The 26,160-nt window shown below is 63.0% G+C and carries 26 protein-coding genes; 14 read left to right on the plus strand and 12 right to left on the minus strand.

Going from position 1 to position 26,160, the window contains the following annotated elements; genetic code table 11:
- The first annotated feature begins 9 nt into the window (after window positions 1-9).
- From AC0JZ4_RS10635 to AC0JZ4_RS10650, 4 genes are all read left to right on the plus strand, one after another.
- The gene (locus tag AC0JZ4_RS10635) at window positions 10-1,308 is read left to right on the plus strand and encodes an adenylosuccinate synthase (RefSeq protein ID WP_471886347.1); all 1,299 of its coding nucleotides are present in this window, start codon (window positions 10-12) and stop codon (window positions 1,306-1,308) included.
- 58 nt (window positions 1,309-1,366) lie between these two features.
- Window positions 1,367-3,877: a DNA polymerase III subunit gamma/tau domain-containing protein gene (locus AC0JZ4_RS10640; RefSeq protein ID WP_471886348.1), complete on the plus strand. Its 2,511-nt coding sequence runs from the start codon at window positions 1,367-1,369 to the stop codon at window positions 3,875-3,877.
- 182 nt (window positions 3,878-4,059) lie between these two features.
- Window positions 4,060-4,569: a hypothetical protein gene (locus tag AC0JZ4_RS10645; RefSeq protein WP_471886349.1), complete on the plus strand. Its 510-nt coding sequence runs from the start codon at window positions 4,060-4,062 to the stop codon at window positions 4,567-4,569.
- 137 nt (window positions 4,570-4,706) lie between these two features.
- Window positions 4,707-6,116 (plus strand): PepSY-associated TM helix domain-containing protein, encoded by a 1,410-nt coding sequence (locus AC0JZ4_RS10650; RefSeq protein ID WP_471886350.1) that lies wholly within the window; start codon window positions 4,707-4,709, stop codon window positions 6,114-6,116.
- A 112-nt stretch (window positions 6,117-6,228) separates the two neighbouring features.
- Here the strand turns inward: AC0JZ4_RS10650 and AC0JZ4_RS10655 are convergent, their stop codons facing one another.
- From AC0JZ4_RS10655 to AC0JZ4_RS10670, 4 genes are all read right to left on the minus strand, one after another.
- Entirely contained in the window at window positions 6,229-7,068 is an 840-nt protein-coding gene (locus AC0JZ4_RS10655) for a class I SAM-dependent methyltransferase (RefSeq protein ID WP_471886351.1), read from the minus strand.
- A gap of 21 nt (window positions 7,069-7,089) precedes the next feature.
- On the minus strand, window positions 7,090-8,484 hold the full coding sequence (locus AC0JZ4_RS10660; protein WP_471886352.1) for an APC family permease: 1,395 nt from the start codon (window positions 8,482-8,484) through the stop codon (window positions 7,090-7,092).
- Between the two features lie 531 nt (window positions 8,485-9,015).
- The gene (gene rpoH / locus AC0JZ4_RS10665) at window positions 9,016-9,918 is read right to left on the minus strand and encodes an RNA polymerase sigma factor RpoH (protein ID WP_471886353.1); all 903 of its coding nucleotides are present in this window, start codon (window positions 9,916-9,918) and stop codon (window positions 9,016-9,018) included.
- 397 nt (window positions 9,919-10,315) lie between these two features.
- Entirely contained in the window at window positions 10,316-11,341 is a 1,026-nt protein-coding gene (locus tag AC0JZ4_RS10670) for an RluA family pseudouridine synthase (protein ID WP_471886354.1), read from the minus strand.
- A gap of 30 nt (window positions 11,342-11,371) precedes the next feature.
- Between AC0JZ4_RS10670 and AC0JZ4_RS10675 the strand changes: the two genes are divergently transcribed.
- Window positions 11,372-11,761 (plus strand): hypothetical protein, encoded by a 390-nt coding sequence (locus AC0JZ4_RS10675; RefSeq protein ID WP_471886355.1) that lies wholly within the window; start codon window positions 11,372-11,374, stop codon window positions 11,759-11,761.
- The gene (locus tag AC0JZ4_RS10680; RefSeq protein WP_471887859.1) at window positions 11,761-12,582 is read left to right on the plus strand and encodes a TrmH family RNA methyltransferase; all 822 of its coding nucleotides are present in this window, start codon (window positions 11,761-11,763) and stop codon (window positions 12,580-12,582) included. The genes AC0JZ4_RS10675 and AC0JZ4_RS10680 overlap by 1 nt, the downstream gene beginning before the upstream one ends.
- Before the next feature lie 69 nt (window positions 12,583-12,651).
- On the opposite strand, the gene AC0JZ4_RS10685 is transcribed toward AC0JZ4_RS10680, so the two are convergent.
- Complete coding sequence (locus tag AC0JZ4_RS10685) at window positions 12,652-13,827, minus strand: hypothetical protein (RefSeq protein WP_471886356.1); 1,176 nt, start codon at window positions 13,825-13,827, stop codon at window positions 12,652-12,654.
- Window positions 13,828-13,963: 136 nt separating this feature from the next.
- A complete protein-coding gene (locus AC0JZ4_RS10690; RefSeq protein ID WP_471886357.1) occupies window positions 13,964-14,554 on the minus strand; it encodes a DUF1134 domain-containing protein in 591 nt (196 codons plus the stop codon).
- Window positions 14,555-14,958: 404 nt separating this feature from the next.
- Between AC0JZ4_RS10690 and chpT the strand changes: the two genes are divergently transcribed.
- Both chpT and AC0JZ4_RS10700 read left to right on the plus strand, forming a co-directional pair.
- Window positions 14,959-15,606 carry a histidine phosphotransferase ChpT gene (gene chpT, locus AC0JZ4_RS10695; protein WP_471886358.1) on the plus strand — a complete coding sequence of 216 codons (648 nt, stop codon included), beginning with the start codon at window positions 14,959-14,961 and terminating at the stop codon, window positions 15,604-15,606.
- A 120-nt stretch (window positions 15,607-15,726) separates the two neighbouring features.
- Window positions 15,727-16,089: a response regulator gene (locus AC0JZ4_RS10700; protein ID WP_471886359.1), complete on the plus strand. Its 363-nt coding sequence runs from the start codon at window positions 15,727-15,729 to the stop codon at window positions 16,087-16,089.
- 137 nt (window positions 16,090-16,226) lie between these two features.
- On the opposite strand, the gene ctrA is transcribed toward AC0JZ4_RS10700, so the two are convergent.
- Window positions 16,227-16,928, minus strand: coding sequence for a response regulator transcription factor CtrA (gene ctrA / locus AC0JZ4_RS10705; protein WP_471886360.1), 702 nt, complete (start codon window positions 16,926-16,928; stop codon window positions 16,227-16,229).
- Window positions 16,929-17,346: 418 nt separating this feature from the next.
- On the opposite strand from ctrA, the gene AC0JZ4_RS10710 reads away from it, so the two are divergent.
- Window positions 17,347-17,697 (plus strand): flagellar export protein FliJ, encoded by a 351-nt coding sequence (locus AC0JZ4_RS10710; RefSeq protein WP_471886361.1) that lies wholly within the window; start codon window positions 17,347-17,349, stop codon window positions 17,695-17,697.
- 111 nt (window positions 17,698-17,808) lie between these two features.
- Here AC0JZ4_RS10710 and AC0JZ4_RS10715 read toward each other — a convergent pair whose 3' ends face one another.
- The gene (locus AC0JZ4_RS10715) at window positions 17,809-18,087 is read right to left on the minus strand and encodes a GNAT family N-acetyltransferase (RefSeq protein WP_471886362.1); all 279 of its coding nucleotides are present in this window, start codon (window positions 18,085-18,087) and stop codon (window positions 17,809-17,811) included.
- A gap of 94 nt (window positions 18,088-18,181) precedes the next feature.
- Here AC0JZ4_RS10715 and AC0JZ4_RS10720 point away from each other — a divergent pair, with 94 nt between their 5' ends.
- Complete coding sequence (locus AC0JZ4_RS10720; protein WP_471886363.1) at window positions 18,182-18,643, plus strand: paraquat-inducible protein A; 462 nt, start codon at window positions 18,182-18,184, stop codon at window positions 18,641-18,643.
- Between the two features lie 72 nt (window positions 18,644-18,715).
- On the opposite strand, the gene sciP is transcribed toward AC0JZ4_RS10720, so the two are convergent.
- Together sciP and AC0JZ4_RS10730 are read right to left on the minus strand one after the other, a co-directional pair.
- A complete protein-coding gene (sciP, locus tag AC0JZ4_RS10725; RefSeq protein WP_018327815.1) occupies window positions 18,716-18,991 on the minus strand; it encodes a CtrA inhibitor SciP in 276 nt (91 codons plus the stop codon).
- Between the two features lie 233 nt (window positions 18,992-19,224).
- A complete protein-coding gene (locus AC0JZ4_RS10730; RefSeq protein WP_471886364.1) occupies window positions 19,225-20,256 on the minus strand; it encodes a DUF2793 domain-containing protein in 1,032 nt (343 codons plus the stop codon).
- A gap of 221 nt (window positions 20,257-20,477) precedes the next feature.
- Between AC0JZ4_RS10730 and AC0JZ4_RS10735 the strand changes: the two genes are divergently transcribed.
- The 4 genes from AC0JZ4_RS10735 to AC0JZ4_RS10750 are packed head-to-tail and all read left to right on the plus strand — an operon-like array spanning window position 20,478 to window position 25,541.
- Entirely contained in the window at window positions 20,478-21,728 is a 1,251-nt protein-coding gene (locus AC0JZ4_RS10735) for a sarcosine oxidase subunit beta family protein (RefSeq protein WP_471886365.1), read from the plus strand.
- 26 nt (window positions 21,729-21,754) lie between these two features.
- Window positions 21,755-22,030 (plus strand): sarcosine oxidase subunit delta, encoded by a 276-nt coding sequence (locus AC0JZ4_RS10740; protein ID WP_471886366.1) that lies wholly within the window; start codon window positions 21,755-21,757, stop codon window positions 22,028-22,030.
- Window positions 22,027-24,984 (plus strand): sarcosine oxidase subunit alpha family protein, encoded by a 2,958-nt coding sequence (locus AC0JZ4_RS10745; RefSeq protein WP_471886367.1) that lies wholly within the window; start codon window positions 22,027-22,029, stop codon window positions 24,982-24,984. The genes AC0JZ4_RS10740 and AC0JZ4_RS10745 overlap by 4 nt, the downstream gene beginning before the upstream one ends.
- Before the next feature lie 5 nt (window positions 24,985-24,989).
- Window positions 24,990-25,541, plus strand: coding sequence for a sarcosine oxidase subunit gamma (locus AC0JZ4_RS10750; protein WP_471886368.1), 552 nt, complete (start codon window positions 24,990-24,992; stop codon window positions 25,539-25,541).
- Window positions 25,542-25,543: 2 nt separating this feature from the next.
- On the opposite strand, the gene AC0JZ4_RS10755 is transcribed toward AC0JZ4_RS10750, so the two are convergent.
- Both AC0JZ4_RS10755 and AC0JZ4_RS10760 read right to left on the minus strand, forming a co-directional pair.
- The gene (locus AC0JZ4_RS10755; protein WP_471886369.1) at window positions 25,544-25,810 is read right to left on the minus strand and encodes a hypothetical protein; all 267 of its coding nucleotides are present in this window, start codon (window positions 25,808-25,810) and stop codon (window positions 25,544-25,546) included.
- Window positions 25,811-25,916: 106 nt separating this feature from the next.
- The gene (locus AC0JZ4_RS10760) at window positions 25,917-26,096 is read right to left on the minus strand and encodes a hypothetical protein (RefSeq protein WP_471886370.1); all 180 of its coding nucleotides are present in this window, start codon (window positions 26,094-26,096) and stop codon (window positions 25,917-25,919) included.
- Window positions 26,097-26,160: the final 64 nt, after the last annotated feature.

Genomic DNA, 26,160 nt, shown 5'->3' on the forward strand with positions numbered 1-26,160 from the left:
GAAGCAGATATGACGAATGTTGTAGTCGTGGGTTCGCAGTGGGGCGATGAAGGCAAGGGCAAGATTGTCGATTGGCTTTCCGAGCGGGCCGACATTGTCGTCCGGTATCAGGGCGGCCATAACGCCGGTCATACGCTTGTCATCGATGGCGTCAGCTACAAGCTGTCGCTGCTGCCTTCCGGCGTCGTGCGCCCCGGCAAGATGGCCGTCATCGGCAACGGCGTCGTCGTCGACCCTCATGCACTGATCGCCGAAATCGGTCGTCTGGCCGAAAAGGGCGTCGAGGTTTCGCCGAAGAACCTGCGAATCGCCGAGAACGCCACGCTCATCCTGTCGCTGCACCGCGAGCTTGACGGCATGCGCGAAGACGCCGCCTCCAACAGCGGCACGAAGATCGGCACGACCCGTCGCGGCATCGGCCCGGCCTATGAAGACAAGGTCGGCCGCCGCGCCATCCGGGTCATGGATCTCGCCGATCTCGACGCGCTGGAAGCCAAGGTCGAGCGTATCCTCACCCACCACAACGCGCTGCGTCGCGGTTTCGGTGCGGCGGAAGTCGAGCATTCGACGATCATGGAAGAACTGACGACGATCGCCGATCAGGTCCTGCCGTTCATGGACAGCGTCTGGCAGCTGCTCGACAAGGAGCGTCGCCAGGGTTCGCGCATCCTGTTCGAAGGCGCGCAGGGCTCGCTGCTCGATATCGACCACGGCACCTATCCGTTCGTCACCTCGTCCAACACGGTGGCCGGTCAGGCGGCAGCCGGTTCCGGCATGGGGCCGGGCGCACTCGGCTATATCCTCGGCATCACCAAAGCCTACACGACGCGTGTCGGCGAAGGTCCGTTCCCGACCGAACTCAACGACGAGATCGGCCAGTTCCTCGGCGAGAAGGGCCATGAATTCGGCACCGTGACCGGGCGCAAGCGTCGCTGCGGCTGGTTCGACGCGGCCCTGGTGCGCCAGTCGGTCGCCACCAACGGCATTACCGGCATCGCGCTGACCAAGCTGGATGTTCTCGACGGCCTTGAAGAACTGAAGATCTGCGTCGGCTACAAGCTGGACGGCCAGACGATCGATTACCTGCCTGCATCGCAGGCCGCACAGGCCCGCGTCGAGCCGATCTACATCACGCTCGAAGGCTGGAAGGAATCCACCGTCGGCGCGCGCAAGTGGGCAGATCTGCCGGCGCAGGCGATCAAATATGTCCGCCAGGTCGAAGAACTGATCGGCGCGCCGGTCGCACTTCTGTCGACAAGCCCGGAACGCGACGACACCATACTTGTGACCGACCCATTTGAAGACTAAACTCAAGAATTGATTATCCATTCGGCCGGCCGACGCTGGCGACCATGAGAAAGTGCTGATGGCTGATTTTGTAGCGGTTATCCGCCGCGCTGTTGACGGTTTGGCGACCAACACGCCGGAAGCGCGTGTGCGGGTTTATGAGAAGGCTCGCGGTGCGGTACAGCGCCAGCTCGAGAACATGAAGCCGCGTCCGCCCGAAGACATGCTTCGCCGGCAGATGGACAAGCTTGAGGCCGCAATCCTCGAGGTCGAAAGCGAACATGCCGAGGCCCTGCCGGCCGAGCCGGCGGCGGTTGCCGCCCCGGTGGTGATACCGGCCGAGGTCTATGAGGCGCCGGCGCCCGAGCCCATGGTTCCCGAACCTGAGGTCGAGCCCGAGCCGCAGGACTATCGTGCAGAAGCGGTCGAACAGGATGTGCCGCTCACGGCCTCCGAGCCTGTGGTCGCCGAACCCGTCGAAGCGGAGCAGGCGGAGCCTTATGAGGCGCAATATGCGCCCGAGACCGCAGCTCCGGCCGTCGAGGCCGATGACGAGGCGGCATGGCGTTCGCAAGCCGTTGCCGAAGAGCCGGCACTTGCCCAAGAGGAAGCACTGGCGGAACACGAAGGCCAGCGGTTCGAGACGGACCGCTTCGAGCCTTCCGTCGAGCCGGCAGTAGCCGAGCCGCCGGAGCAGCATTGGCATGAAGAGCCGGTCGTAGAGCCGCAACAGGCGGTCGCCGATGAACCTGCACCTGCCGTCGAAAGTGATCAGCAACGCTACGGCGACTGGCGCGACGACGTGCCGGAAGAGCAGGGGACTTTCGCGGCAAGCCATGATCTTCCGGTGGAGCCGGACTATGCTCAGCCTGTCGATCACGCGGATGCGCTTTACCCGGCTGCCGATGAGCAGCGCGCCGCCGAGGCGGAGCAGGCCGCAGCCGAATGGATGCGGGCGCAGGCGGCTGAAGCCCCTTCGATCGATGTGACGCATGACGCCCCGGCGGTACAGGCCGAATGGCCGGACGCCGCCAGCGCGCCGGCGGAGACCGCTGCCCGTCCGCAGGCAGGCAATGTCTGGGACGAGGTCGACAACCTTACCCGCCATCTGGACGCGCCTGCCGGACAGGGGTCGGCCGATGCCTATTTCAGCCCGGAAATGCGGGCGACCGCGACGCCGGTGCGGATGCCGGCGGCGAGCGACATTCCGCAGCCGGCAGGGCATCAACCGGCCGAGCATGCGGCAGACGATCATCGCCAGGCCGCAGATCCGTTCGAAGCCTATGTGAACGCCCAGCCTTCCGCGCCGGACGTCACGCCGCAGCAGGTATCGGCTTCGACACAGGCGCAGCCGCCGCAGGACGCGGCGCGCGATCCTTGGAGCGACCTGGAAGACCTGATCGGATACACGAAGGAAGCCACACCTTCCGACGACAAGCCGAAGGCAGAGCAGGATGTTCGCTCGGAAGACGATTTCAGCGATCTTCTGGCCGCTCCGGCCAAGCCCTACCGCGTCACCGCCAAGCGCAAGCGTAATTATACCGGCCTCATCCTCGGCGTCGTGGCGCTGCTGATCGTCGGTGGTGGCGGTTATGCCGCCTGGATGAACCGCGATACGCTGAACGAGATGGTCGGCGGACTGCTGTCTTCGGGCGCAGAGACGACCGAACAGTCATCGACGACCGCGCCCGAGGCCGCTGAAACGCCTGCAACGCCACAGACGGAGGCGCCCGCCGCTCAGGAGGGTGCCAACGCTCCGGCGCAGGGCACGACGACACCGCCGACCGCCGATGGCTCTACCGCCGGCGGCAAGTTCACCCAGCGTCTTCTCGAAGACGGTACGGAAGTGGACGAGGGTCCCGGAGGCGCCGGCGCGCTGGCGCAGAACGCCGAAGGCCAGTCGGTTTCGCAGCTCAATGCACCGCCGGTCGATCCGGGTCCGGCTGCTGCTCCGGCGAACTCCGCCGGTGCGGCCGGTACGGCACCGGCCACGCCGAGCGCCAGCCCGACCGATGCACCGGCCGCAGCCGGCGAGCGGATGTTCCTTTACGAGGAGCGTATCGGCCAGACCGCGCCGACCGCCATCGAGGGCAGCGTCTCCTGGTCGCTGCAGCGCGAACCGGCACAGAACGGCGGTCCGCCGGAGCCGGTCGTGCAGGGGCGGATTACCGTTCCCGGCCGTGGCCTGACAGCGCTTTTGACCGTCAAGCGCAATACGGATTCGTCGCTTCCGGCGAGCCATCTGATCGAGATCGTCTTCGCCGTTCCTCCGGATTTCGAAGGCGGCGCGATCGACAGCGTTCTGCGCATCGCCATGAAGCAGACGGAGCAGGATCGCGGCAATGCGCTCGTTGCCGTGCCGGCCAAGATCACCGACGACTTCCACATGATCGCGCTCAACGACTTCCCGGATGCGCGGGCAACCAACATGGATCTGCTGCGCACGCGCAACTGGATCGATATCCCGGTCGCCTATCGCAATGGCCGCCGTGCGCTTCTGACCCTGCAAAAGGGACCGGAGGGCGTCGCGGCCTTCGACGAGGCGATCCGCGAATGGGGCCAGCAGGGCGGTACGCAGACCGGCCAGTAAGGCTTTCGACAACGATCTTCAAAAGCCCGCGAGGTTTGCGCCTCGCGGGCTTTTTCGTTTGCCCGTATGGGGACGCCCTATTGTCGCATTGACAATCCTCAGTTTCAGCGGCATCCACCTCGACCATGCGCTTTTTCAGGCAACTCATCAGAGGTTCGTTATGCGGTGGCCCGCTGGCCGCCGTGATCGGCATTCTGATGGCGCTGCAGGCGCTGATCGGCGGCTTCGGCACCGGCGCGATGGCTTTCGCCGCTGCCGCCGACGAAATGGTGATCTGTTCCGCAGATGGCGTCGAGCGCCTTGCCGGACGGGGCATGGATCATCCGTCCAGCGATAATCTTGCCGGCGATCATGCGGCCGATCCCCATCCGGCTCATGCCTCTCACGATGAGCATGCCGGCCATGACGGCATGCAGATGGCCCATGCGCCGATGGCCGGCATGGAGATGCCCGGCCACGCAAAGGGGCCGGGCGAGGGCGCACACAAGAACCATCGTCCCGACTGCTGTCTGACCGCTTGCCAGGTGGCGGCATCGGTCGTGCATGTCGTCCTGCATTCCAGTGCACCGCAACCGGTGGCGCTTGCCGTCGGCCACGATGCGCCGGCCTTTGTCACGCGCGAGGCGATCATTTCGCCGAGGCAGCTGGGGCTTGGCGGCGATGCGCGAGGACCACCGCTCTTTCCGATCTGACGCGATCCCATTCGCCGGTCACTGGCCGGCTCACGTCTATTGGAGAGACCTCATGATCTTTTTCAGGGCCGCAGTCGCGGCCGCCTGTCGCGTGCAATCCTTGCCCGCCCTCTGCCCTATCGCTGCGGGAGGCGCCGATGTCGGCTGAAGCGGCAGACCGTCAGGCCGCATCGGCGGCCATCCGGCAGTTCATCACGCGGTTGCATTTCTACATCGGCCTGTTCATCGCCCCGTTCATCTTCATCGCGGCGCTGACCGGCACGCTTTATGTGCTGACGCCGCAGATCGAGGCCTGGCTCTACCGCGACCAGCTCGTGGCGCAGTCGGAAGGGCCGGCAAGGCCGCTTGCCGAGCAGATCGCCGCCGCGCGTGCGGCGGTGGGGGAAGGGCCGCGTTTCTTCGCCATCCGGCCGGCCGTGGCGGAAGGGCTGACGACGCGTGTGATGTTCACCGAGCCGGGGCTCGGCGAATCCGAAACGCGCGCCGTCTTCGTCGATCCGGCATCTCTCGGCATACAGGGTGACCTGATCGCCTATGGCACGAGCGGCATCCTGCCGTTGCGCACCACCATCGATTATTTCCACCGCAACCTGCTGCTCGGCGATATCGGCCGCAATTACAGCGAGCTTGCAGCCTCCTGGCTGTGGATCGCGGTGGCCGGTGGTCTCTGCATGTGGTTCTGGCAAAGACGGGTGCCGAAGACGGTCGGGCGCGCGGCAAGGCAACGCAGGCTGCATAGCCTGATCGGCCTGTGGGTTGCACTCGGCCTCGTCTTTCTCTCTGTCACCGGCCTCACATGGTCGCGCTGGGCAGGCAATACGATCGACCAGTTCCGCAGCCAGGTCGGCTGGGTGACGCCTTCGATCACCACCAATCTGGGCAGCACCGCGCCACCGGCGCCGCAGGGCGAACATGCCGAGCACATGGCGGCGGCCGCACCGGTGGCAAGCGCGCCTGCCAAGGCGGAGACGGATGTCTTGGGCGAGATCGACCGCGTGGTCGGCACGGCACGGGCGGCTGGCATCGATTCCCCGGTGCTGGAAATCCGCCCGCCGCGCACGGTGGATCAGGCCTACCGGGTCAGCGAAATCGACCGCAGCTGGCCGACCCAGGTGGATACGATCGCTATCGATCCGTCGACGATGGCGCTCACCAGCCGCGCCGATTTCGAAACCTTCCCGATCGTCGCCAAGCTGATCCGCTGGGGCATCGACGCGCATATGGGGGTGCTGTTCGGGGTTGCGAACCAGATCGCGATGGCGGCCCTCGGCCTCGCGCTGATGGTATCCATCGCCTACGGCTATCGCATCTGGTGGCTGCGCCGCCCGGCGCCCGGCGGTTCGCCGAGGACGCTGGTCAAGGCGTTTTCCTATCTGTCGGGACCGGCGAAGATCGTTGCGACGCTGGTCGCCATAGGTCTCGGCCTGGCGATGCCGACGATGGGCGCGAGCCTTGTGCTGTTCCTGTTCATCGACCTGATCCGCTCGGCCTTTGCCGAGATCATGTCGGCGGACAAGCGACAGGGATTGCCGCCCGGTATTCACTGAGCGCCTGACGAAGAAAAGCCCGTGACGATGTCACGGGCTTTTCCTCCATCATGCCGACCGCACATGTCGACCCTGACCGGGGTGTTGCGGCGGTCGGCACTGAGTGCTGCGATCAGCCGGCGGAGCGGGTGCCGCTGAGCGGCTGGCCGCCTTCCGGCGCGATCGTCATCGTGTTGTTTTCGGCGACTTCGCCGGTGTAGCGGGTGCCGTTGGCGGTGAAGCTGATGGTGCGGCCGTCCATCTTGGCGTCGCTGATCTCGTGGCTTGTTCCCTCATGGGTGAGCGAGCCGGTCAGCATCTGGTAGGTCTGGGCGAGTTCCAGTTCGCCTTCGCCAAGGTTCCATTCGCCTGCCACCTTGGCCGGAATGACCCACTTGTAAGCGCGGCACCAGCTGGTGCATTCGCCTTCCGAAACATCGACCGAGTCATCCGGCGTCCAGTCGCCCATGGTGAAGCTGTTGGAGACGACGCGGGTGCCCGGTTCCATCTCGAGCAGCGTCGGGCGCAGGCGTTCGTTGAGCGTCGGCAGCAGGAACAGGGTGATCACGTCGGCATCCGAGAAGTCGGATTCGAAGATATCCGCCTCGGCGAAGGTGGCGCGGTCGGCAACGCCTGCCGCCTCGGCATTGCGCTTGGAGAGCGCAACCATATCGGGATTGTATTCGATGCCGTGGGCGCGGGCACCGAGCTTGGCGACGCTGATGACGGTGCGGCCGTCACCGGAGCCGAGGTCGATGACGTAATCGTCGGCCGTCACCTCGCCCATTTCGAGCATCCGGTCGACAAGCGTCTGGGCGGTCGGGACCCAGATGACGTCCTTGCCGGCCTGGCCGACGGTCGGCTGGAATTCCTGGGTGGCAGGGGCCGCCGGCGTCGCCGTCTGGGCGAAGGATGCGGTCAGCGGAAGGGCGGCGATGCTGAGCGCCATGGTCAGTGTACGAAGCTTGGACATGGTGGTTTCCTTCTTGAAGTACTAGCGGTTGGAGACTTGCGGTTTGAGAGCGGAAATGCTGCGCGGCGGCGCTGCCTGCGGCCTTGCGGGCGCCGGTTCCTCGGGCCGCTGGAACCAGAGAAGCGGCATGCCGGCGAGGAGGACCGCAACGCCGATGAGCGAGGCGATGCCGGTATAGGCGAGGCTGCCATGCAGCATGTAGGCGCAGGTGGCGCAGAACAGCGCCGGCGTCAGCGGGTAGAGCGGCACCTTGTAGGGGCGCGGATGATCCGGCTCCTTGCGGCGCAGGACGAAGACGGCAAGGCCGATGAAGAAGAGGAAGCCCCAGAACACCGGCGCGGTGTAATCGACCATGGCCTGGAAGCCGTCACGCGTGCCGGCGCCGATGCCGACAAGCGCGAGGGCGACGATCGCCTGCATGATCAGGCCGTTGGCCGGCGTCTTGCCGCGCTCGTTCCATTCGCCCACCTTCGGCAGAAGCGTCAGGTCGCGGGCCATGGCGTAATAGACGCGGCCACCGGTGAAGATCGTCGCGTTGAGCGTCGAGATGGCGGCGACGACGACGGCGAGGCTGACGATCATGGCGCCGGACGGGCCGACAAGGGCGCGCATCATTTCGGCGGCGACCGCATCCGACTGGCGCAGTCCTTCGAGGCCGAGCACGGCGAGCATGGCGATGTTGGCAAGCACATAGAGGCCGGCAATCGCCGCCGTGCCGAGCACCAGCACGCGGGCGATGTTGCGCGGCGCATCCTTGATCTCGCCGGTCAGGTAGGAAACTTCGTTCCAGCCACCATAGGTGAGGAGCACGAAGATCATCGCCATGCCGATCGCTGCCGTCTCCGTTGCCTGGGTGACCGGGGCGACCGGCGCATCGGAGGACATGAAGAAGCCGGCGAGGATGATGGCGGCGACGGCGCCGATCTCGATGAAGGTGACGGTGATCTGCAACGTCTTGCTCTGGCGGGTGCCGATGACGTTGACGGCGGTGAAGATGACGATGGAGAGGGCCGCATAGATCGCCGGACCATAGGGGCCGAGCGGAACGATCTGCGCCATGTAGTCGCCAAGCACGAAGGCCACGCCGGCAATCGCGCCGGTCTGCATGACGGAGCCGCGCGCCCAGCCGAAGAGGACAGCCACTGGCCTGCCATAGGCGCGGGAGAGGAAGTGGTATTCGCCGCCCGCATGCGGGTGGGCGGCGGCAAGCTCGGCATAACAAAGTGCGCCGATCAGGGTGACGAGACCACCTGCCACCCACACCGCGATGAAGGCCAGTTCGCTGTCGACATTGGAGGCGACGATCGAGGGCGTTCTGAATATGCCGATGCCGATGACGAGGCCGACCATGATGATGACGGCGTCGAAGACGCTCAGCGATGCCTTCGGCTCGGATGGAGGACTGGTTTCGGCCACGTTATCTATTCCCTGGGTTGACCGTCGTTGATTGTCGACGGTTCGCGTGCTGCTTGCGGAGGAGAAAGGTCGGCATCACCGTCGTCGGGAAATCCGCTGCGCCGGTGGACAAGACCTCTCTTCGGAGTTTGCACGGCGTAGCTAGGGCGGCCCCATGGTGACGAAACAGGGGGGAGCGGCATCACGTTTTTTCGCGCGTCATCACGGTTCACAGGTGGTTTACCGGCTGCCGGACATGCGCGAGCGATGTTTTCAAGCTGCTAATGAGCCCTGCGGGCAAGGGCATTGAGCGAACGCGGAGACGAAACACGAAAATGCCAAATGGCCGTGAGCGCGCGATGCGGCTCACATTCGGCTCCAAAGTTCGTGAAACGATGTGCAGCGATGTGGAGGGGGCGGCGCATGCTGATGGGGGCAATAGTGATGCCCGTAACGCCGCAACGCGAGGCGGTTGCTGTCGCTGGCGGCCAAAATAAAAGGCCACGACCGGGAGCGGTCGTGGCCTTGATCGTTGAGCGGTCGTTTAAAGGATCAGGCGTCGACCATGCGCAGCGCCTGCGCCTGGGCAAGTGCTTCCTTCTGCACGGCGTCCTGTACCTTCTCGAAGGCACGTACCTCGATCTGGCGGACGCGCTCGCGGGAGATGTCGAATTCGCTCGACAGCTCTTCCAGCGTGATCGGGTCCTCGGTCAGGCGGCGTGCCTCGAAAATGCGGCGTTCGCGTTCGTTCAGGACGCCGAGCGCCTTGTCCAGCATGCGGCGACGCGTATCCAGTTCGTCCTGCTCGATCAGCACGTCTTCCTGGCTGTCGCTGTCATCGACAAGCCAGTCCTGCCACTGACCGGCTTCGCCTTCGGAGGCGCGGATCGGGGCGTTGAGCGATGCGTCGCCGGAAAGGCGGCGGTTCATCGACACGACCTCTTCCTCGGAGACCTTCAGCTTGGTGGCAATCTCCTTGACCTGATCGGGGCGAAGGTCGCCTTCCTCGATCGCCTGGATCTTGCCCTTGAGGCGGCGCAGGTTGAAGAACAGACGCTTCTGGTTGGCCGTCGTGCCCATCTTCACCAGCGACCACGAACGCAGGATATATTCCTGGATCGAGGCCTTGATCCACCACATGGCATAGGTTGCCAGGCGGAAGCCGCGTTCTGCGTCGAACTTCTTCACTGCCTGCATCAGGCCGACATTGCCTTCCGAGACGACTTCGCCGATCGGCAGGCCGTAGCCGCGATAGCCCATGGCGATCTTGGCGACGAGGCGCAGATGGCTGGTGACGAGCTTGTGGGCCGCGTCACGGTCGCCATGCTCGGCATAGCGTTTCGCCAGCATGTATTCCTGCTGCGGTTCCAGCATCGGGAACTTGCGGATTTCATCAAGGTAACGATTGAGACCGGCTTCGCCGGCAGTAATCGATGGCAAGGTATTGCGGGCCATAGAGCACCCCCTTCTTGATCAAGTGTTCCGGCTCCCGTGGCATCGCCAGCCCCTCTCACAGGCCGTCGAGACGCCGTTTCCGGCAAGCCGTTCGGCGCAGATCGTCTTGTCGATCCCACGCCGGTCCATGTGTCAGATAAGTGCGGCAATGCGGCGGTTCAATGGATCGGCATGGTGTTACAGCATTACATTTTGGTAAGCTTCGCACCGCCGAGCATGAACCGAAACCGGCACCCGGACATCATTTCCGCTACCCTTATAGCACCGCCCAAGGCATCGGGCTTGCAGGATTTCACTGCGGCGTGGCGACGGACTGTTCTCAAAACGCACTCATCGGCGGCGTTGTTCCACCCGTGCCGGGCGAAAGCCTCTTCGCGAAACGTGTATTCCCCAGACGTTATTCCCGGAGTGCCTCTACCAGTCTCGCCATGTCGTCGGGCATCGGCGCCTCGAATTCCATGATCTCGCCGGTGCGCGGATGCTCGAAGGCCAGCAGGAAGGCGTGCAGCGCCTGACGCGGAAAGGCGCCGACGACGGACTTCGCCGGTTCGGGCAGACGGTTCGCCTTGGTCTTGAAGCCGCCCGCATATTCCGGATCACCGATCAGCGGATTGCCGACATGCGCCATGTGGACGCGGATCTGGTGGGTGCGGCCCGTCTCCAGCCGGCATTCGATCAGCGCGGCAAGCGCCACCGCATCCTGGGTTTCCTGAAACCGTTCGACCACTTCGTAATGGGTCACCGCGTGGCGGGCGTCGGAGGAATCCTCGCGCTTGACGGCGCGCTTGGTGCGGTCACCGGTGGCGCGGCCGAGCGGCGCGTCGATCGTGCCGTGGAGATGGCTCGGGCGGCCCCAGACGATGGCGTGGTAGGCGCGTTCCAGATTGCCGGAGCGGCCGTGGTCGGCGAACTGGTCGGCAAGGTGGCGATGGGCGATGTCGTTCTTGGCGGCCACCATGACGCCGCTCGTCTCCTTGTCGAGACGGTGGACGATGCCGGGGCGCTTGACGCCGCCGATGCCCGACAGGCTTGCGCCGCAGTGATGGATCAGCGCGTTGACCAGCGTGCCGGTCCAGTTGCCGGCGCCGGGATGGACGACGAGACCGGCCGGCTTGGAGATGACGATCAGGTCGCTGTCTTCGTAAAGCACTTCGAGCGGAATATCCTCGCCCTTCGGCTCCGGGTCTTCGGGCTCGGGCAGGACGAGAGTTATCTCGTCGCCGGGCGACACCTTCTTCTTGGCCTCCGACACAACCTTGCCGTTGATGGCGACGGCGCCTTCCTCGATCAGGGCCTTGATGCGGTTGCGGGAAAACTCGCCTTCCAGCTGCGATGTCAGCCATGCATCCAGCCGGCCGCCGTCGTCTTCTCCGGCATTGAGGACTTTCCTTGGCAGTCCGGCTTCGGTAAAGGGTTCGCTCATTCGTTCATCCGCATAAAACAAGGACACTCCATGTCACAACCCGAAATCGAGCAACAGGAAGAGCCGCTTGACCCGGCAATGGAGAGAATCCGCCGGAAAATGGTGCTTCTGCAGCTCGTTTCGGGCGGGATCATGTTCGTCTGCTTTATGGCGGTCCTCGGTGCGATTGTCTACAAGATCAACCAGCGCCCCGACAAGCCATCCACGGCGATCGCCGCTCCGGCCGCATCCAGCGTCCCTGCCGACCACCCCACGGCCGTCACCGCGGCGCTGCCGCGCGGCTTTGTCGTCGAAAGCACGTCGCTCTCGGGTAGCCAGATCCTGTTTTACGGACATGTCGACGGCACGGCCAAGGCGGTCGTTTTCGATCTTTCTGTCGGCCGTGTGATCGCCGACGTGACGGTCGATACCGGCCGGTGATCGCGCCTGTGCGCATTGCCGATGCGGATGATCCGCGTATCGAAGAGTTCCGCTCCATCCGCGAGCGGGACCTTGTCGGTCGGCATGGGCGTTTCATCGCCGAAGGCACCGTCGTGTTGCGCATGCTTGCGGCCGCGCATCGGCGAGGCGGGGCATTTTCCGCCGAAAAGATCCTGATCCTCGAAAACCGGCTGTCCGGCGTCGCCGACATTCTTGCCGATTTCCCGGCGGATGTGCCGGTTTATGTGGCCGACAGCGCGGTGCTCGACGGCATTGTCGGCTTCCACCTGCATCGCGGCATTCTGGCGATCGGACGGCGTGTAACCGATCCGTCCGCTGCCGAACTCATCGCCACGCTGCCGGACAAGGCTCTGGTTGCGGCGGCGATCGGCATCTCCAATCACGACAATATCGGCTCGATCTTCCGCAATGCCGCAGCCTTCGGCGTCGATGCCGTGCTGCTCGACGAGACATGCTGCGATCCGCTCTACCGCAAGGCGCTGCGCGTCTCGGTCGGCGCGGTGCTGCAGGTGCCTTATACGCGCGGCGGTACCGTGCTCGAACTGATGTCGGGGCTTGTCGGGGCAGGCTTTGCGATATGGGGGCTTTCGCCGGCCGGCCGTACCGAGATCCGCCATGTGCCGGCGTCGCCGAAGATGGCACTTCTGACGGGCAGCGAAGGCAACGGCCTGCCGCCGTCGCTGATGGAAAAGATCCAGACCGCCGGCATCGCCCAGGCCCCCGGTCTCGACAGCCTCAACGCCGCGACGGCAACCGGCATCGCGCTCTACCAGATCGCCAGTGCGCAGGGGCGTATCTGAGGGGCAGCCGAGGGCCGCATCTGCCGCGTCCTCCAATTCTCATGGATCAGAGGTTCGAGCCGTGTCGTCTCAGGACCGGCTGCCGACGTCGCCGGTGGTGCCGAGCAGCGTCTTGACGCGGGTGGACAGGCTCTGGCGCTTGGCATTGCCGGGCTTGCCGGCGACCATCGCATGGACGGGGGAGGTCTTGCCTTCCTTCACCGCCGTCATTGCCACCATGCCGGCGGCGATCTTCGCCATCTCCTCGCGCAGCGCGTCGTCGTTGGCGGTGCCCTTGCCGTTCAGCAGGCGCTCGGAAAGGGCTGTCGCGCGGTTCCTCGCATCGGAGGCGAGAAGATCGACACGGGCCTTGATCTCGGCCTCGCTCGGCGGGGCGGCGGGGGCAGGGCGGGACATCGGTTCGTTTTCCTTCTGCCGCTCCGCGGCTGCGGCTTCCGGTTTCGACACGGTCTCGGTGTTTTCGGCGGCAGAGGTGTTGCGCGACTTCATCTTGTCACGAAGACGGGCGATTTCTTCCTCACGGCGTTCCAGCGCGGTTTCCTTGTCCGTCCGCTTGGCGACTTCCCGGTCGAGCTTGTCTTCGAGCCGCATGGCGCGATGCTCCTCCTGGGCCAGCCGGTTGTCGGCCTCCTTGGCGCGGGTGGTCTGCTGCTTGACGTCCTGGCGCAGTGCTTCGCGTTCCTCACGCAATGCGCTGATGCGGAATTTCAGGTTCTCGATCTCGGTTTCGCGCGTCGAAAGGTCGATGCGCGCATTGTCGTGATTGGCGGCGACGACCTCGATCTCGCGGCGCAGCTTGTCGATCATCAGGTCCTTGCGGACGCCGAGATCCTCCGAGGTTTCGAGCGCCGATTTCAGCTCGGCGATATAGCCGTCCTCGCGGCGCAGCTGCGATTTCAGGTCGACGGCCGTCACATCCAGAGTTTCAAGCCTGGTCTTCAGGTCGATATTGCTGGCGGTTAGGGTCTTGATCGACTGCTTGAAGTCCTCGCCCTTCAACTGCAGCGAAAGGCTCTTGTCGCGTTCCTGCTGCAGTTCCTGCCGGGTGCGGGCATTTTCGGCGGCATAGACGGCACGCGCCATGTCGCGCTGGGCGCGCACTTCCTGCGGGCTGATCGGCACGGTGGCGCGAATGCGGTTTTCGGTGAATGCGACGATCCGGCGATGGATCGCCGGCGCGATCAGCATCACGATCAACAGGGCGCTCAGGAAGCCAAGGCCAAATAGCAGAGCAAATTCGATCACGATCGGGCCGTCGTCCTAGTGTGAAAGTGCCGGGTGTAAAAGTGCCGGGATGCACGTTTAAGCATGAGGGCGATCAGGCGGCAAGTCGCGACATCCTGCGGATGATTTCTCGCCGGCCGCGATCTGCAATAGGCGATCAGAAGGGGTTCCAGGTCGGCGAACGGGTCAGCTTCAGGTAACCGATATTGACGCCGAGGCGGGCGCCGACGCCGGTGCGGATCGGCACGAGCACGACGTTCTGGTTGCGCAGCACGGTCATGCCGACGCCGGCGACGACGAAGGCCGAGCCGGATACGCCGCCGAAACGGGCGTAGAGCGAATCGACCGAAGGCAGATCGTAGACCAGCATCATCACGCGGGTGCCCTGGCCACCGTAATCGATGCCGAGCGACGGGCCCTGCCAGAAGCTGGGATGCTGGCCGGCATTCTTGGTGTAGAGCTGGCCTTCGCCATAGGTGAGGCCGGCGATGAAGGCGCCCGAACCTTCCTGGCCGAGGATGTAACCGTTCGGCAGGCCGTATTTCTGGAAGGCGTTCTCGACCACCTTGCCCAGCCCGCCGCTGGTGTTGCCGAAGAAGCCATGGCCGGCATCGACGATTTCCTGCAGCGAGTACTGGCTGTTAGCCTGCTGCGCTGATGCCGGCATGGCGGAAAGCCAGAGCGCCGCGAAGGCGGCAGCCAGGGCTTTGAAGCGAAGGGCAGGAGCGAAGAGGTTGAGGCGGCGCATGTTCTGGTCCGTTTTTAAATTCGTCCAAAGGCCTAGCATCATGCTTAAGCCAAAACCATTCTGGCGATATGATATTAACAAGCGGTTAAGTATTTTGAACGCTAACGTGCTGATATTGTTGATGTCGGTTGTGCCAATGCGGTTCATGCGCGGCGGCGGGGCTTGGTCGCCGACGGTTAAAACATCCATCTGTGAGCGTCTATCGCGTCCGAAATGGGCGATGTTGTGGCCTCATTTTCACGCGCGGTAAGCGTTTCGTGTTCCATTGCAAGCCTCGGTTCGGCGGGCGATTAACAGTCGCTTTACCAAAGATAGTGTCAATATGGCCGCCGATCGCTCCATCTCCGCGCAATCTTGCCGTGGCACTCAGCCGGATGGACACCAAAATACGCCAGGAGTAACGCATGCCGAAGAATCCCAATCTTACCCTCAGCGGTCCAGATCTGGCGGCACTCCTGTGCAGCCGCGTCTGCCACGACGTCATCTCGCCGGTCGGCGCCATCAACAACGGTCTCGAGCTTCTCGATGAAGGTGCGGCCGATGCCGACGCGCTCGACCTGATCCGCACCTCGGCGCTCAACGCCTCCGTGCGCCTGAAATTCGCCCGTCTCGCTTTCGGCGCCTCCGGCTCGGTCGGCGCGTCGATCGATACCGGTGAAGCGGAAAAGGCGGCGAAGGATTTCGCTGCTGCCGAGAAAAAGACGGAAGTGACCTGGAGCGGTCCGCGCGCCATCATTCCGAAGAACCGCGTCAAGCTGCTGCTCAACCTCTTCCTCGTCGCCTATGCCGGCATTCCGCGCGGCGGCTCGGTCGACGTGACGCTGGAAGATCCGGAAGGCGTCGCCCGCTTCGTCATCACCGTCAAGGGCCGGATGATGCGCGTGCCGGCCAAGTATGTCGAGATCTGCACCGGCGTGCTGGAAGAGGCCGTCGATGCCCACACGATCCAGCCCTATTACACGGTGCTGCTCGCCGATGAATGCGGCATGGATCTCAAGCATGTCGCCGACGAAGACAAGATCACCTTCATCGCCGAGACGATCGTCGAGTAAATCCGAGGGCGGGAATTCCGAATTCTGGCCGATTTTGGGGCGGATTGCCGGTAACGCTTCCTTAGCGGCAATCGGCTAGCCTCATGTCTTGCCCAAAGGGTGGGCTAAGGGGAACGGGTGATGCAGCGTCTGATGATCGCCGACAATTCGGATATCGTGCGCAAGGTCGGCAAGCGGATCCTGTCCGAACTCGGTTTTCTCGTCGCCGAAGCCGGGGATGCCCGCGATGCTCTGCGCGGATGTCAGGCGGAACTGCCGAATTTCCTCATCGTCGACGCCAGCCTCGATGGCGCGCTCGACCTGATCGCGGCGGTTCGCGCCCTGCCGGAAGGCAAGGCGGTGAAGATCTTCTACTGCGTCATCGAAGCGGACCTGAAGCGGATGATGGCCGGCAAGCGGGCAGGGGCCGACGACTTCCTGCTGAAGCCCTTCGACCGCAAAATCCTGACCTCGGTATTCGGCGCGCACGCGGAAGCCGCCTGATCCCTGAAAAAGCGAAATTTCTTTCGACGGTCGCTTCGGCGGCCGTTTTCGCGTCCGGCAAAGTGCGCCAAATGCGGGCAATAAAAAACCCGCCTGGCAGAACCAGACGGGCTTTTCGCGATAAGGGGAATTTTCGCTCAGGCAGTTTCGGCGTATTCGGTCGCGTCCGGCTCGCGCAGCACATAGCCGCGGCCCCAGACGGTTTCGATGTAATTGGCGCCACCGGCAGCGTTTGCGAGCTTCTTGCGCAGCTTGCAGATGAAGACGTCGATGATCTTCAGTTCCGGTTCGTCCATGCCGCCGTAAAGGTGGTTGAGGAACATTTCCTTGGTGAGCGTCGTGCCCTTGCGGAGCGAAAGCAGCTCCAGCATCTGGTATTCCTTGCCCGTCAGGTGAACGCGCTGGCCACCAACTTCGACGGTCTTGGCGTCGAGATTGACGATCAGTTCGCCGGTGATGATGATCGACTGGGCGTGACCCTTGGAGCGACGGACGATCGCATGAATGCGAGCGACCAGTTCGTCCTTGTGGAAGGGCTTGGTCATGTAGTCGTCGGCGCCGAAGCCGAGACCGCGAACCTTGTCCTCGATGCCGGCCATGCCGGAGAGGATCAGGATCGGTGTTTTAACCTTGGCGAGACGCAGCGTACGCAGCACCTCGTAACCCGACATGTCGGGCAGGTTAAGGTCGAGAAGGATAATATCGTAATCGTAAAGCTTGCCGAGATCGACGCCTTCTTCACCGAGATCGGTGGTGTAGACGTTGAAACTTTCCGACTTGAGCATCAGTTCGATGCTCTGCGCTGTCGCGCTGTCATCTTCAATGAGTAGAACCCGCATAATTTTCCCCTTTACCGCCGCGCAAGGTAACCGTTGCCCCCTACTCGTTACGGATCCAGACTGTGCCTGATTTGGAAGCTGCCACCAAATGGTTAACAAATTGTGACCTGATTTGGCAAGGTGCATCAATTTATTAAGCAAAATTAGTAGAAGCCTGTTTTCCTTTCAGGATTGGCCATCACCAGTTGAATCAACGGACGAGGAAATTCCGCTAAGTGATTCATGCGACTGACACATTGTCGCCGTCCGATTTGGACTTGGTATTTACCGACCCTTAAACGATCGTGATTATCATTAATGATGCCCGTAAACGAAAGGTTAACGCGACGCCAGATTTATTAACGTCGTGGAAATTTTCGGTCTGCAGAGTGACATGCGGATTTCGGGCCGGGATATAGTATCCTATGGAGTATTGCGTATGAAGTCGCGTGACAGTCTTGTTCGCCTGAAGGGATTTCAGGTTAATGAAAAGCGCCGTCAGCTGCAGCAGCTGCAGATGATGATGGCCGAATTCGAACGGATGGCGAAGGAACTGGAGCACCAGATCACCGTCGAGGAGAAAAAGTCGGGCATCTCAGACCCCGGCCATTTCGCCTATCCGACCTTTGCCAAGGCTGCCCGCCAGCGTGCGGACAATCTGCAGGTATCGATCCGGGAACTGAAGGTTCAGCAGGATAGTGCGGAACTCGCACTGGAAGAGGCTGAAGCGGAACTCGCCAAGGCGTCGGCGCTCGAAGAGCGTGACGGCGGAATGCGCGCCCGCGCCTGATCGGCCGGATCATTTCGAGAAGGAAGAAAAGGGCGACCCGCAAGGGGCGGCGCCCTTTTTCCGTTTGTTGGGCAGTCCCGCCGGCCGTCGCCGTGGCGGGACTTTCGGCCGTCAGCTGATGATGTCGCGCCATTCCGGGTGACGTGCGACCTGCGCCTTGAAGAAGGGGCAGAGCGGAATGACCTTCCAGCCGTTGGTGCGCGCATCTTCCACCGCGAATTTTGCCAGCGCCTGGCCGACGCCTTGACCGCGCAGGGCATCGGGAACGCCGGTATGATCGATGATGATCAGCGTCGGCGATGTGCGGGAATAGGTCATCTCGGCCTGGTGGCCATCGACCTCCGCGACGTAGCGACCGCCGGATGCCCTCTGTTCGTGTGCGATTTCCATAATGCCTCCTATCCCGTTTTGCGCCATGCTAGAAACGGAACGCATCGAAGGCAATGCCCGTTCGGAGTGCGGACTTCTGACGGATGGAGGTTTGGTGGATCGGATCTGGCCTATTCTGGCTCTCGCGGTGGCGGCCGCGCTTCTGGCGCTCGGCGTCAGTCTGCCGATCATGCGCTTCGAGCAGCTCTACTTTTTCAGCTCGGAGCCGTCGCTCTTGCAGATGATCTTCGGACTGTGGCGCGACGGCAGCGGATTGCTGGCGATCATCGTCGCGACTGTTTCCATCGTCATCCCGCTTTGCAAGCTGGCGATATACTCGATGGATCGGATCGGGCAGGGTGCCCGACCGGTTTTTCTCTCCGCCATCATGCCGCATCTCGGCAAATGGTCGATGATGGACGTCATGCTTGTTGCCATCGTCATCTTCGCCGCCAAGACGAGCGGTCTGGCGAAAGCCGTGACCCTGCCCGGGTTCTGGTGCTATGCCGCTTCTGCCGCGATCGCGGCCGTCTATCCCTCTGTGGTCAAACTGGGAAAGACGAAGCGGCCAAGCTGAAAATTGATCAAAAAAATGATGCCGCGGGTTTGGCGCGGCATCCGGGCATGATCGGCTTTTCGCCTTCGGGCGCTAGTGGCGGTACTGCTGGATGCGGGTCGTGCGCAGGCCGGCAAGGCCATGATCGTTGATCGACGACTGCCAGGACAGGAACTCTTCGACGGTGAGCGTGTAACGCTCGCAGGCTTCCTCCAAGCTCAACAGGCCACCGCGCACAGCCGCGACAACCTCTGCCTTGCGACGGATAACCCAGCGGCGCGTATTGGCCGGCGGCAGGTCAGCAATCGTAAGCGGGCTGCCATCGGGGCCGATGACATATTTAACTCGTGGACGGATCATTTCGGTCATTGGAACTCTCTACACAACACAAGACCACGGACGAGAGCCTAGTCCGGCAGTTTTAACATTTGACTAAACACGAAGCGCAAATGTGACCTAACTCGCAAAGGTCGTATTTTTCCATGTTTTCAGTGCGGAAACCCTTGTGGTGCAGGGGTTGCAGAGACTGTGGAAAGATCATTTTCGGCCAGCCCCTGTGCGAAAAGGAGACAGGAGCTGGCCCATTTTGCGAAAGTTTTTCGCTAAATCATTGTCAGAGAAAGGTTAGTTCCGTTCGCTCCGGCCATGAACGTGGCGCCGCCCGTATGCGCGAAAACCAGTGTATCGTCTTGTTGCAACTGCACTATCGCGGATGCCGACAGGCTGGCCGCCGAGCCCGATGCGCCGCTGACCGAAACCAGCGTCTGACTACCATTGCGCGCAACCCCGACGCCGTACGCCGAGGTTACGGCCGTCACCATCGTCGTCAGCGCCAGAAGGTAGAGGCCGGTCGCCGGCACCACAAGCGCATTGCCGCCGCCGGCCAATGCTGCGCCCGTGGCAAAGCCGCCCTGGTTGACCGAAAAGGCCGTCATGCCGCTCTGCTGGCCGGATGTCGGCGTGAAGTTGGCACCGGCTCGGTAGGCGCGGGCGGCGGGCTGGCTCGGGCGCGTCACGCGGCCTGCGGCATCGATGGCGAGGCCGGTTCTCCATTCATTGCCGTCGCTGACCTTGATGGAAAAGTCGGTGTTGCCGGCAAGGCCCATCTCGGCATGGCCGGTCCAGCCGGACTGAAACAGCAGGCTTGCCGTATCCGCCGCCTGCGCCTTGTTGATCTTCAGCTGATGTCCTGCGCCCGCATGGTTGAGAAGCGTGGCGGGGGAGGCGATCGACAGCCGGTTCGTCTCGTCGGCGGCAGCATTGATGCCGAGTGTCGAGACCGAGACGTCATCGGCAAGGCCGATCGCCTGCCAGTCCGTTCCGTCGAATGCCCTGAGGGCGCCATCCGCCTCGAACCATGCGAGCCAGCCGGTTGCGGGCGTGGCAAAGGCCCAATAGCCATCCTGCCAGATGGCAATGTCGCCGCTGTGGCCGCTCCAGCCGCCGGTCGCGTTTGCGCCGACGAGATAACGGTCGCCGGGCGTCGGCGCGGCGGGCGGGGCATCGCCTGTGGCGACGATCGAAAGCTGCACGACGGCATCCAGCCGCAGCAGGGCCTCGTTATGGGTGACGTGCTTCTGCGCCTGCGCCGGTGCAATGAAGGGCATGTCCAGATTTACGCTGCGATCACTCATCCTTGTCTCCTTCAAAAAGATCGGCACAAGAATACGCCCGCTTTGGAGGACGGGGATGAGACTGCTTGCAAACCCTTGAAAACGCTCAATCGTGTGTTCGATTTTCGGTAACCGTGACGAAAAATGCGCGATCTGTCGCAAAGCGAAACGTCAGGGTGGCGGTTGCGCTTGGCGAGCGAGGCACCTATTCAAATGCGGGCCGCAATCAACGGGACGGATGGATGCGTTACTCTGCATATTCGATCATCAAGCAGGCTCTTTCGGGCAACCGGCTGTGGACGCCGGCATGGCGCGAACCGGAGCCGAAGCCGCATTACGACGTGATCATCGTCGGCGGCGGCGGGCATGGTCTTTCGACCGCCTACTACCTCGCCAAGGAATTCGGCATCACCAATATCGCGGTGATCGAGAAGGGCTATATCGGTTCCGGCAATGTCGGCCGCAACACGACGATCATCCGCTCCAACTACCTGCTTGAGGGCAACAATCCGTTCTACGAACTGTCGCTCAAACTGTGGGAAGGGCTGGAGCAGGATTTCAATTACAACGCCATGGTTTCCCAGCGCGGCGTGTTGAACCTCTTCCATTCGGACGGTCAGCGCGACCAGTATGCGCGGCGCGGCAACGGCATGCGCATGCATGGCGTCGATGCCGAGCTGCTCGACCGCGAACAGGTGCGCAAGCTCGCGCCCTATCTGAATTTCGATCATGCCCGCTTCCCGATCATGGGCGGGCTTTTGCAGAAGCGCGGCGGCACGGTGCGCCATGATGCGGTCGCCTGGGGCTATGCGCGCGGCGCCGACATGCGCGGCGTCGACATCATCCAGCATTGCGAAGTCACCGGTATTCGCCGCGAAAACGGCGTCGTCACCGGCGTCGAGACGACCAAGGGCTTCATCGGCTGCAACAAGCTGGCGCTGGCGGCGGCCGGCAACACGACGACCGTCGGGCGCATGGCCGATCTTCGCCTGCCGATCGAGACGCATGTGCTGCAGGCCTTCGTCTCGGAAGGGCTCAAGCCGGTGATCGACAATGTCATCACCTATGGCGCCGGGCATTTCTATATTTCCCAGTCCGATAAGGGCGGCTTGGTCTTCGGCGCCGATATCGACTACTATTCCTCCTATGCGCAGCGCGGCAATCTCGCCACCGTCGAGCATACGATGGAGGAGGGCGTGTCGCTCATTCCGGGCCTCTCAAGGGCCAAGGTGCTGCGCTCCTGGGGTGGCGTCATGGACATGTCGATGGACGGTTCTCCGATCATCGACCGCACGTCGATCGACAATCTCTACCTCAATTGCGGCTGGTGCTACGGCGGCTTCAAGGCGACGCCGGCCTCCGGCTTCTGCTTTGCGCATCTGATCGCCAAAAACGAGACGCATCATGTGTCGCGCTTCATGCGGCTGGATCGTTTCGAACGCGGCTACATGATCGACGAAGCGGGCAAGGGTCCGCAGCCCAACCTCCACTGAGCCGAATTTTCAGCGAGATATTTCCGATGGCAAGCCTGATTACCTGTCCGCATTGCGGAACACGCCCCAAGGAAGAGTTTTCCATTCGCGGCGCAGCGCTCGCGCGCCCCGAGCCGAATGCCGGCGAAGAGGCCTGGCAGAGCTATGTCTATGTCCGCGACAATCCTCGCGGACGCTACCGCGAATACTGGCACCATGCCGGCGGCTGCCGCCGCTGGCTGATCGTCGAGCGCGACAACCTGACCCATCAAGTGTTTGCCGTCACAGACGCGGCGCGGGCTGCGATGGAGGCAGGCGAATGACATCCTACCGGTTTTCCTCGCATGGCGCGGTCAATCGCAGCCAGCCGCTAACCTTCAAATTCGACGGCAAGGCTTACAAGGGGTTCGAGGGCGACACGCTTGCCTCGGCTCTGCTTGCCAACGACCAGATGCTGATGGGGCGCAGCTTCAAGTATCACCGGCCGCGCGGGCCGGTGACGGCGGGTTCATCCGAACCCAATGCGCTGATGACGATCGGCACCGGTGCGCGCACCGAACCGAACGTGCGCGCCACCGTGGCCGAGCTTTACGACGGGCTGACCGCGATCAGCCAGAACCGCTGGCCGTCGCTCGCCTTCGATATCGGCGCGGTCAACGGGCTGATGTCGCCGATGCTGGGTGCCGGCTTCTACTACAAGACCTTCATGTGGCCGGCCGCCTTCTGGGAAAAGCTCTACGAGCCGCTGATCCGCCGTGCCGCGGGGCTTGGAAAGATGTCTGTCGAGGCCGATCCCGATCGCTATGAAAAGGCATGGGCGCATTGCGACCTGCTGGTCGTCGGTGCCGGTCCCGCCGGTCTCATGGCGGCGCTTGCCGCTGCGCGCGCCGGTGCGCGGGTGGTGATCGCCGATGAAGGGTTCCGGTTCGGCGGATCGCTTCTGTCCGAACGCGCGTCCGTTGGCGGGGTGCCGGCTGCGGATTTCGCCAAGGGCCTCGTCGAGGAATTGTCGTCGCTCGCCAATGTGACGCTGATGCCGCGCACCACCGTGTTCGGCTGGTATGACGACATGGTGTTCGGTGCGGTGGAACGGGTGCAGAAACATGTGGCTATACCGACCACCGACCTGCCGGTGGAGCGTTTGTGGCGCATTGCCGCAAAGCGGGCAATCCTTGCCTCCGGCTCGGAAGAACGGCCGCTGGTCTTCGGCGGCAACGACAAGCCGGGCGTTATGACGGCTAGTGCCGTCAGCGCCTATGCCAACCGCTACGGCGTTGCCGCCGGCCGCAAGGTCGCCGTCTTCACCAATGGCGGATCGGGTTACCGGACGGCGGCGGATCTGCGGGCTTCCGGTGTCGACATTGCCGCGATCATCGATGCGCGGTCGGCGTCCGCCGATGTCGCGCCGGATGGCGTGCGGGTGATCCGCAATGCCGGTGTCGTCGGCACAAAGGGGGCCAAGCGTATAGAGGCGCTGATCGCCGAGCGCTCCGGGTTCCAGGAACAGATCGCCTGCGATGCGCTTGCCATGTCGGGCGGATTCTCGCCGATCGTGCATCTGATGTGCCAGCGCGGCGCAAAGCCCGTCTGGTCCGACGAGCGGCAGGCCTTCCTGGCGCCGGATGTCGGCGCTGCCTTCATCGCCGCCGGTTCTGCCGCCGGATGCGAGACGATTTCGGCCTGCCTGCGCGATGGCGCGGAAAAGGCGACCTTGCTTGCCCGCGATCTCGGCTTTGCCGCCTCCGCGATGAACCTCCCCGAGGTCGAGGGCGAGCATGACGCCGCCTTTGCGCCGCTCTGGTTCGTTCCCGGCGCCAGGGACAAGGCCTTTGTCGATTTCCAGAACGACGTCCATGTCGGCGATCTCGGCATCGCCCAGCGCGAAGGCTTCGGTCATATCGAGCATACCAAGCGCTATACGACGACGGGCATGGCCACCGATCAGGGCAAGCTCGGCAATGTCAACACGATCGGCATCGTTGCCGGCATGCGCGGCGTGTCTCCGGCGGAAATCGGCACGACGACGTTCAGGCCCTTCTACACGCCGGTCTCCTTCGGCGCGCTGGCCGGCACCGGCCGCGCCGAGCATGCCGCACCGGTCAGAACCTCGCCGCTGCACGAATGGTCGAGGAAGAACGGCGCGACATTCGTCGAGGCCGGGCTCTGGTATCGTCCGTCCTGGTTTGCCCGCGAAGGCGAGAAGGGCTGGCGCGACAGCGTCGACCGCGAGGTGGCGAACGTGCGCCGCAACGCCGGCCTCTGCGATGTCTCGACGCTCGGCAAGATCGAGATTTTCGGGGTAGGGGCGGCCGAATTCCTCAACCGCGTCTATTCCAACAATTTCCTCAAGCTGCCGGTCGGCAAGGCCCGTTACGGGCTGATGCTGCGCGAGGACGGGATGATCCTCGACGACGGCACGACCAGCCGCCTTTCGGAAAACCACTATATCCTGACGACGACGACGGCCTATGCGACCGAGGTGATGGCGCATCTGGAATTCGCCAGCCAGACCTTCTGGCCCGAACTCGACGTGCGCTTTGCCTCCGTCTCCGACCAGTGGGCGCAGATGTCGCTGGCCGGGCCGAAGGCGCGGACGATCATGAGCCGGATCGTCGAGGACGATATTTCCGACGCCGTCTTTCCGCATCTTGCAGCACGCGCCGTGACGCTGCGCGGCGGGCTGAAGGCACGGCTTTTCCGCATCTCGTTCTCCGGCGAACTCGCCTATGAGCTTGCCGTACCCGCAGGCTACGGCGAGGCCGTCGCCAATGCTATCATGGATGCCGGTCGTGACGAGGGGATCTGCGCCTATGGTGTGGAGGCGCTCAACGTGCTGCGCATCGAAAAGGGCTTCATCACCCATAGCGAGATCGACGGACGCACCACCCCGGACGATCTCGGACTTGGCAAGATGATGGCGATGCAGAAGCCCGATTTCATCGGCAAGCACCTGTCCAGCCGTTTTGGCCTCACTGCCGCCGACCGGGCGCAACTCGTGGGTCTGAGGCCCTTCGAGAAGCTCGAGGAATTCCACGCCGGCGCGCATCTTCTGAAGGATGGCGCGACGCCTTCCATGGTCCACGACCAGGGCTGGGTAACCTCCGTCTGCCATTCGCCGACGCTCGGCCACACGATCGGGCTTGCGATGCTGAAATCCGGCCGCGAGCGCTACGGCGAAAAGCTCGTCGTCTGGGATGCATTGCGCAAATCGGAAGTGCTGGCCGAGGTCTGCCCTCCCGTCTTCGTCGATCCCGACAACCGCAAGCTCAAGGGGTGAACCTCATGTCGCTGACGCTCTTTCACCGGCATGTGCTGGAAGATCAGCTCTCCGCTTTCGAGACGAAGACAAATCCGAACCACCTGACCGTCATTCGCCGGCCGGCGATCTTTTCGGTGCTTGCCCATCGCGGATACGAGGCCGGCCTTGCCGAAACACTGGCCGCAATCGACGCTATCTCGATCCGCGACTGCGCGCCCGGCGAATGGCTGGTCGTCTCTGCGACCTCTTCGTCCACCGTGGTCGAGAATGCGCTTTCGGCGATCGGCGGCGCTTCCGTCATCGATCAGAGCGACGGCCGCGCCCTGCTTCAGCTTTCCGGCGCCAGTGCCCGAAAAATCCTGGCGAAATGCGTCGCGGTCGACCTGCATCCCGATGCCTTTGCTGTCGGGCGCTCCGCCAACATGCTCTGCTGCCACGTCGCGATCAATCTCGCGCGTACAGGCGCGGACACATTCGAGATCGTCGCTCCGCGCTCCTTCTGCGGATCGCTGTTTGCCGAGCTTATGGAAATGGGGCGCGAGTTCGCGCTGACCGCTGGGTTTGCGGATCCCTGAATTCAGTGGCTGTTCCGTACGAAGCACCACAGCGCTTTTTCCGGCGTTGCGGCGACGACCAGATCCGGACGCCTCTCCAGTGCCGGCAGCAGGGCCTGTAACCCCTCGACCCGGCTGAGGATTTCGATATAGCCGGGTGCCTGATCCTCGGCAAAATCGCGGCAGAAGCCGTGAATGACGCCGAGTTCTATCGTGTCTCGCGGCGTAAGATCGCGCGCCGATGCGAGAACGTGTCCAACCAGTTCGTCGAAGCTCAAAACCGTTTTCATGCTGCTGCCCCTTGTTCGTCGGCGCTCATGAACTTCTATACGTGGCCATCGCCAACTAAGTTTCAGGGAACATGTCGAATGCCCCGTCACTCGATGCCGGCAATCCTCATCGACGCTCCTGATGGTTGTAAACTCTATAGAAAAGCTGGCGTTGAATTGCCCTGATTTCCACAGCCGCGACGCTCAATTTTTGTGACTTTTGTGCCGCAATTCCGGCACTTCTGAGCGCTTTTGCGCCATCGCCCGCAAAAGCTCGTGAAAATTGATCTGCCTCTTTATTTTGCACTTCACATTTCCACCGAAACGGATAGGAATCAAAAAAATTGATACTCCGATCAGGAGTTTCGAAA

Source organism: [Rhizobium] kunmingense (genome assembly GCF_977018605.1).

What these genes read in the sequence shown, in the direction of transcription:
- AC0JZ4_RS10635 (WP_471886347.1), top strand. Translation starts at nt 10, where the DNA reads ATGACGAATGTTGTAGTCGTGGGTTCGCAGTGGGGCGATGAAGGCAAG.
- AC0JZ4_RS10640 (WP_471886348.1), top strand. Translation starts at nt 1,367, where the DNA reads ATGGCTGATTTTGTAGCGGTTATCCGCCGCGCTGTTGACGGTTTGGCG.
- AC0JZ4_RS10650 (WP_471886350.1), top strand. Translation starts at nt 4,707, where the DNA reads ATGTCGGCTGAAGCGGCAGACCGTCAGGCCGCATCGGCGGCCATCCGG.
- AC0JZ4_RS10655 (WP_471886351.1), bottom strand. Translation starts at nt 7,068, where the DNA reads ATGTCCAAGCTTCGTACACTGACCATGGCGCTCAGCATCGCCGCCCTT.
- rpoH (WP_471886353.1), bottom strand. Translation starts at nt 9,918, where the DNA reads ATGGCCCGCAATACCTTGCCATCGATTACTGCCGGCGAAGCCGGTCTC.
- AC0JZ4_RS10670 (WP_471886354.1), bottom strand. Translation starts at nt 11,341, where the DNA reads ATGAGCGAACCCTTTACCGAAGCCGGACTGCCAAGGAAAGTCCTCAAT.
- AC0JZ4_RS10675 (WP_471886355.1), top strand. Translation starts at nt 11,372, where the DNA reads ATGTCACAACCCGAAATCGAGCAACAGGAAGAGCCGCTTGACCCGGCA.
- AC0JZ4_RS10690 (WP_471886357.1), bottom strand. Translation starts at nt 14,554, where the DNA reads ATGCGCCGCCTCAACCTCTTCGCTCCTGCCCTTCGCTTCAAAGCCCTG.
- chpT (WP_471886358.1), top strand. Translation starts at nt 14,959, where the DNA reads ATGCCGAAGAATCCCAATCTTACCCTCAGCGGTCCAGATCTGGCGGCA.
- AC0JZ4_RS10700 (WP_471886359.1), top strand. Translation starts at nt 15,727, where the DNA reads ATGCAGCGTCTGATGATCGCCGACAATTCGGATATCGTGCGCAAGGTC.
- ctrA (WP_471886360.1), bottom strand. Translation starts at nt 16,928, where the DNA reads ATGCGGGTTCTACTCATTGAAGATGACAGCGCGACAGCGCAGAGCATC.
- AC0JZ4_RS10710 (WP_471886361.1), top strand. Translation starts at nt 17,347, where the DNA reads ATGAAGTCGCGTGACAGTCTTGTTCGCCTGAAGGGATTTCAGGTTAAT.
- AC0JZ4_RS10715 (WP_471886362.1), bottom strand. Translation starts at nt 18,087, where the DNA reads ATGGAAATCGCACACGAACAGAGGGCATCCGGCGGTCGCTACGTCGCG.
- sciP (WP_018327815.1), bottom strand. Translation starts at nt 18,991, where the DNA reads ATGACCGAAATGATCCGTCCACGAGTTAAATATGTCATCGGCCCCGAT.
- AC0JZ4_RS10730 (WP_471886364.1), bottom strand. Translation starts at nt 20,256, where the DNA reads ATGAGTGATCGCAGCGTAAATCTGGACATGCCCTTCATTGCACCGGCG.
- AC0JZ4_RS10735 (WP_471886365.1), top strand. Translation starts at nt 20,478, where the DNA reads ATGCGTTACTCTGCATATTCGATCATCAAGCAGGCTCTTTCGGGCAAC.
- AC0JZ4_RS10740 (WP_471886366.1), top strand. Translation starts at nt 21,755, where the DNA reads ATGGCAAGCCTGATTACCTGTCCGCATTGCGGAACACGCCCCAAGGAA.
- AC0JZ4_RS10745 (WP_471886367.1), top strand. Translation starts at nt 22,027, where the DNA reads ATGACATCCTACCGGTTTTCCTCGCATGGCGCGGTCAATCGCAGCCAG.
- AC0JZ4_RS10750 (WP_471886368.1), top strand. Translation starts at nt 24,990, where the DNA reads ATGTCGCTGACGCTCTTTCACCGGCATGTGCTGGAAGATCAGCTCTCC.
- AC0JZ4_RS10755 (WP_471886369.1), bottom strand. Translation starts at nt 25,810, where the DNA reads ATGAAAACGGTTTTGAGCTTCGACGAACTGGTTGGACACGTTCTCGCA.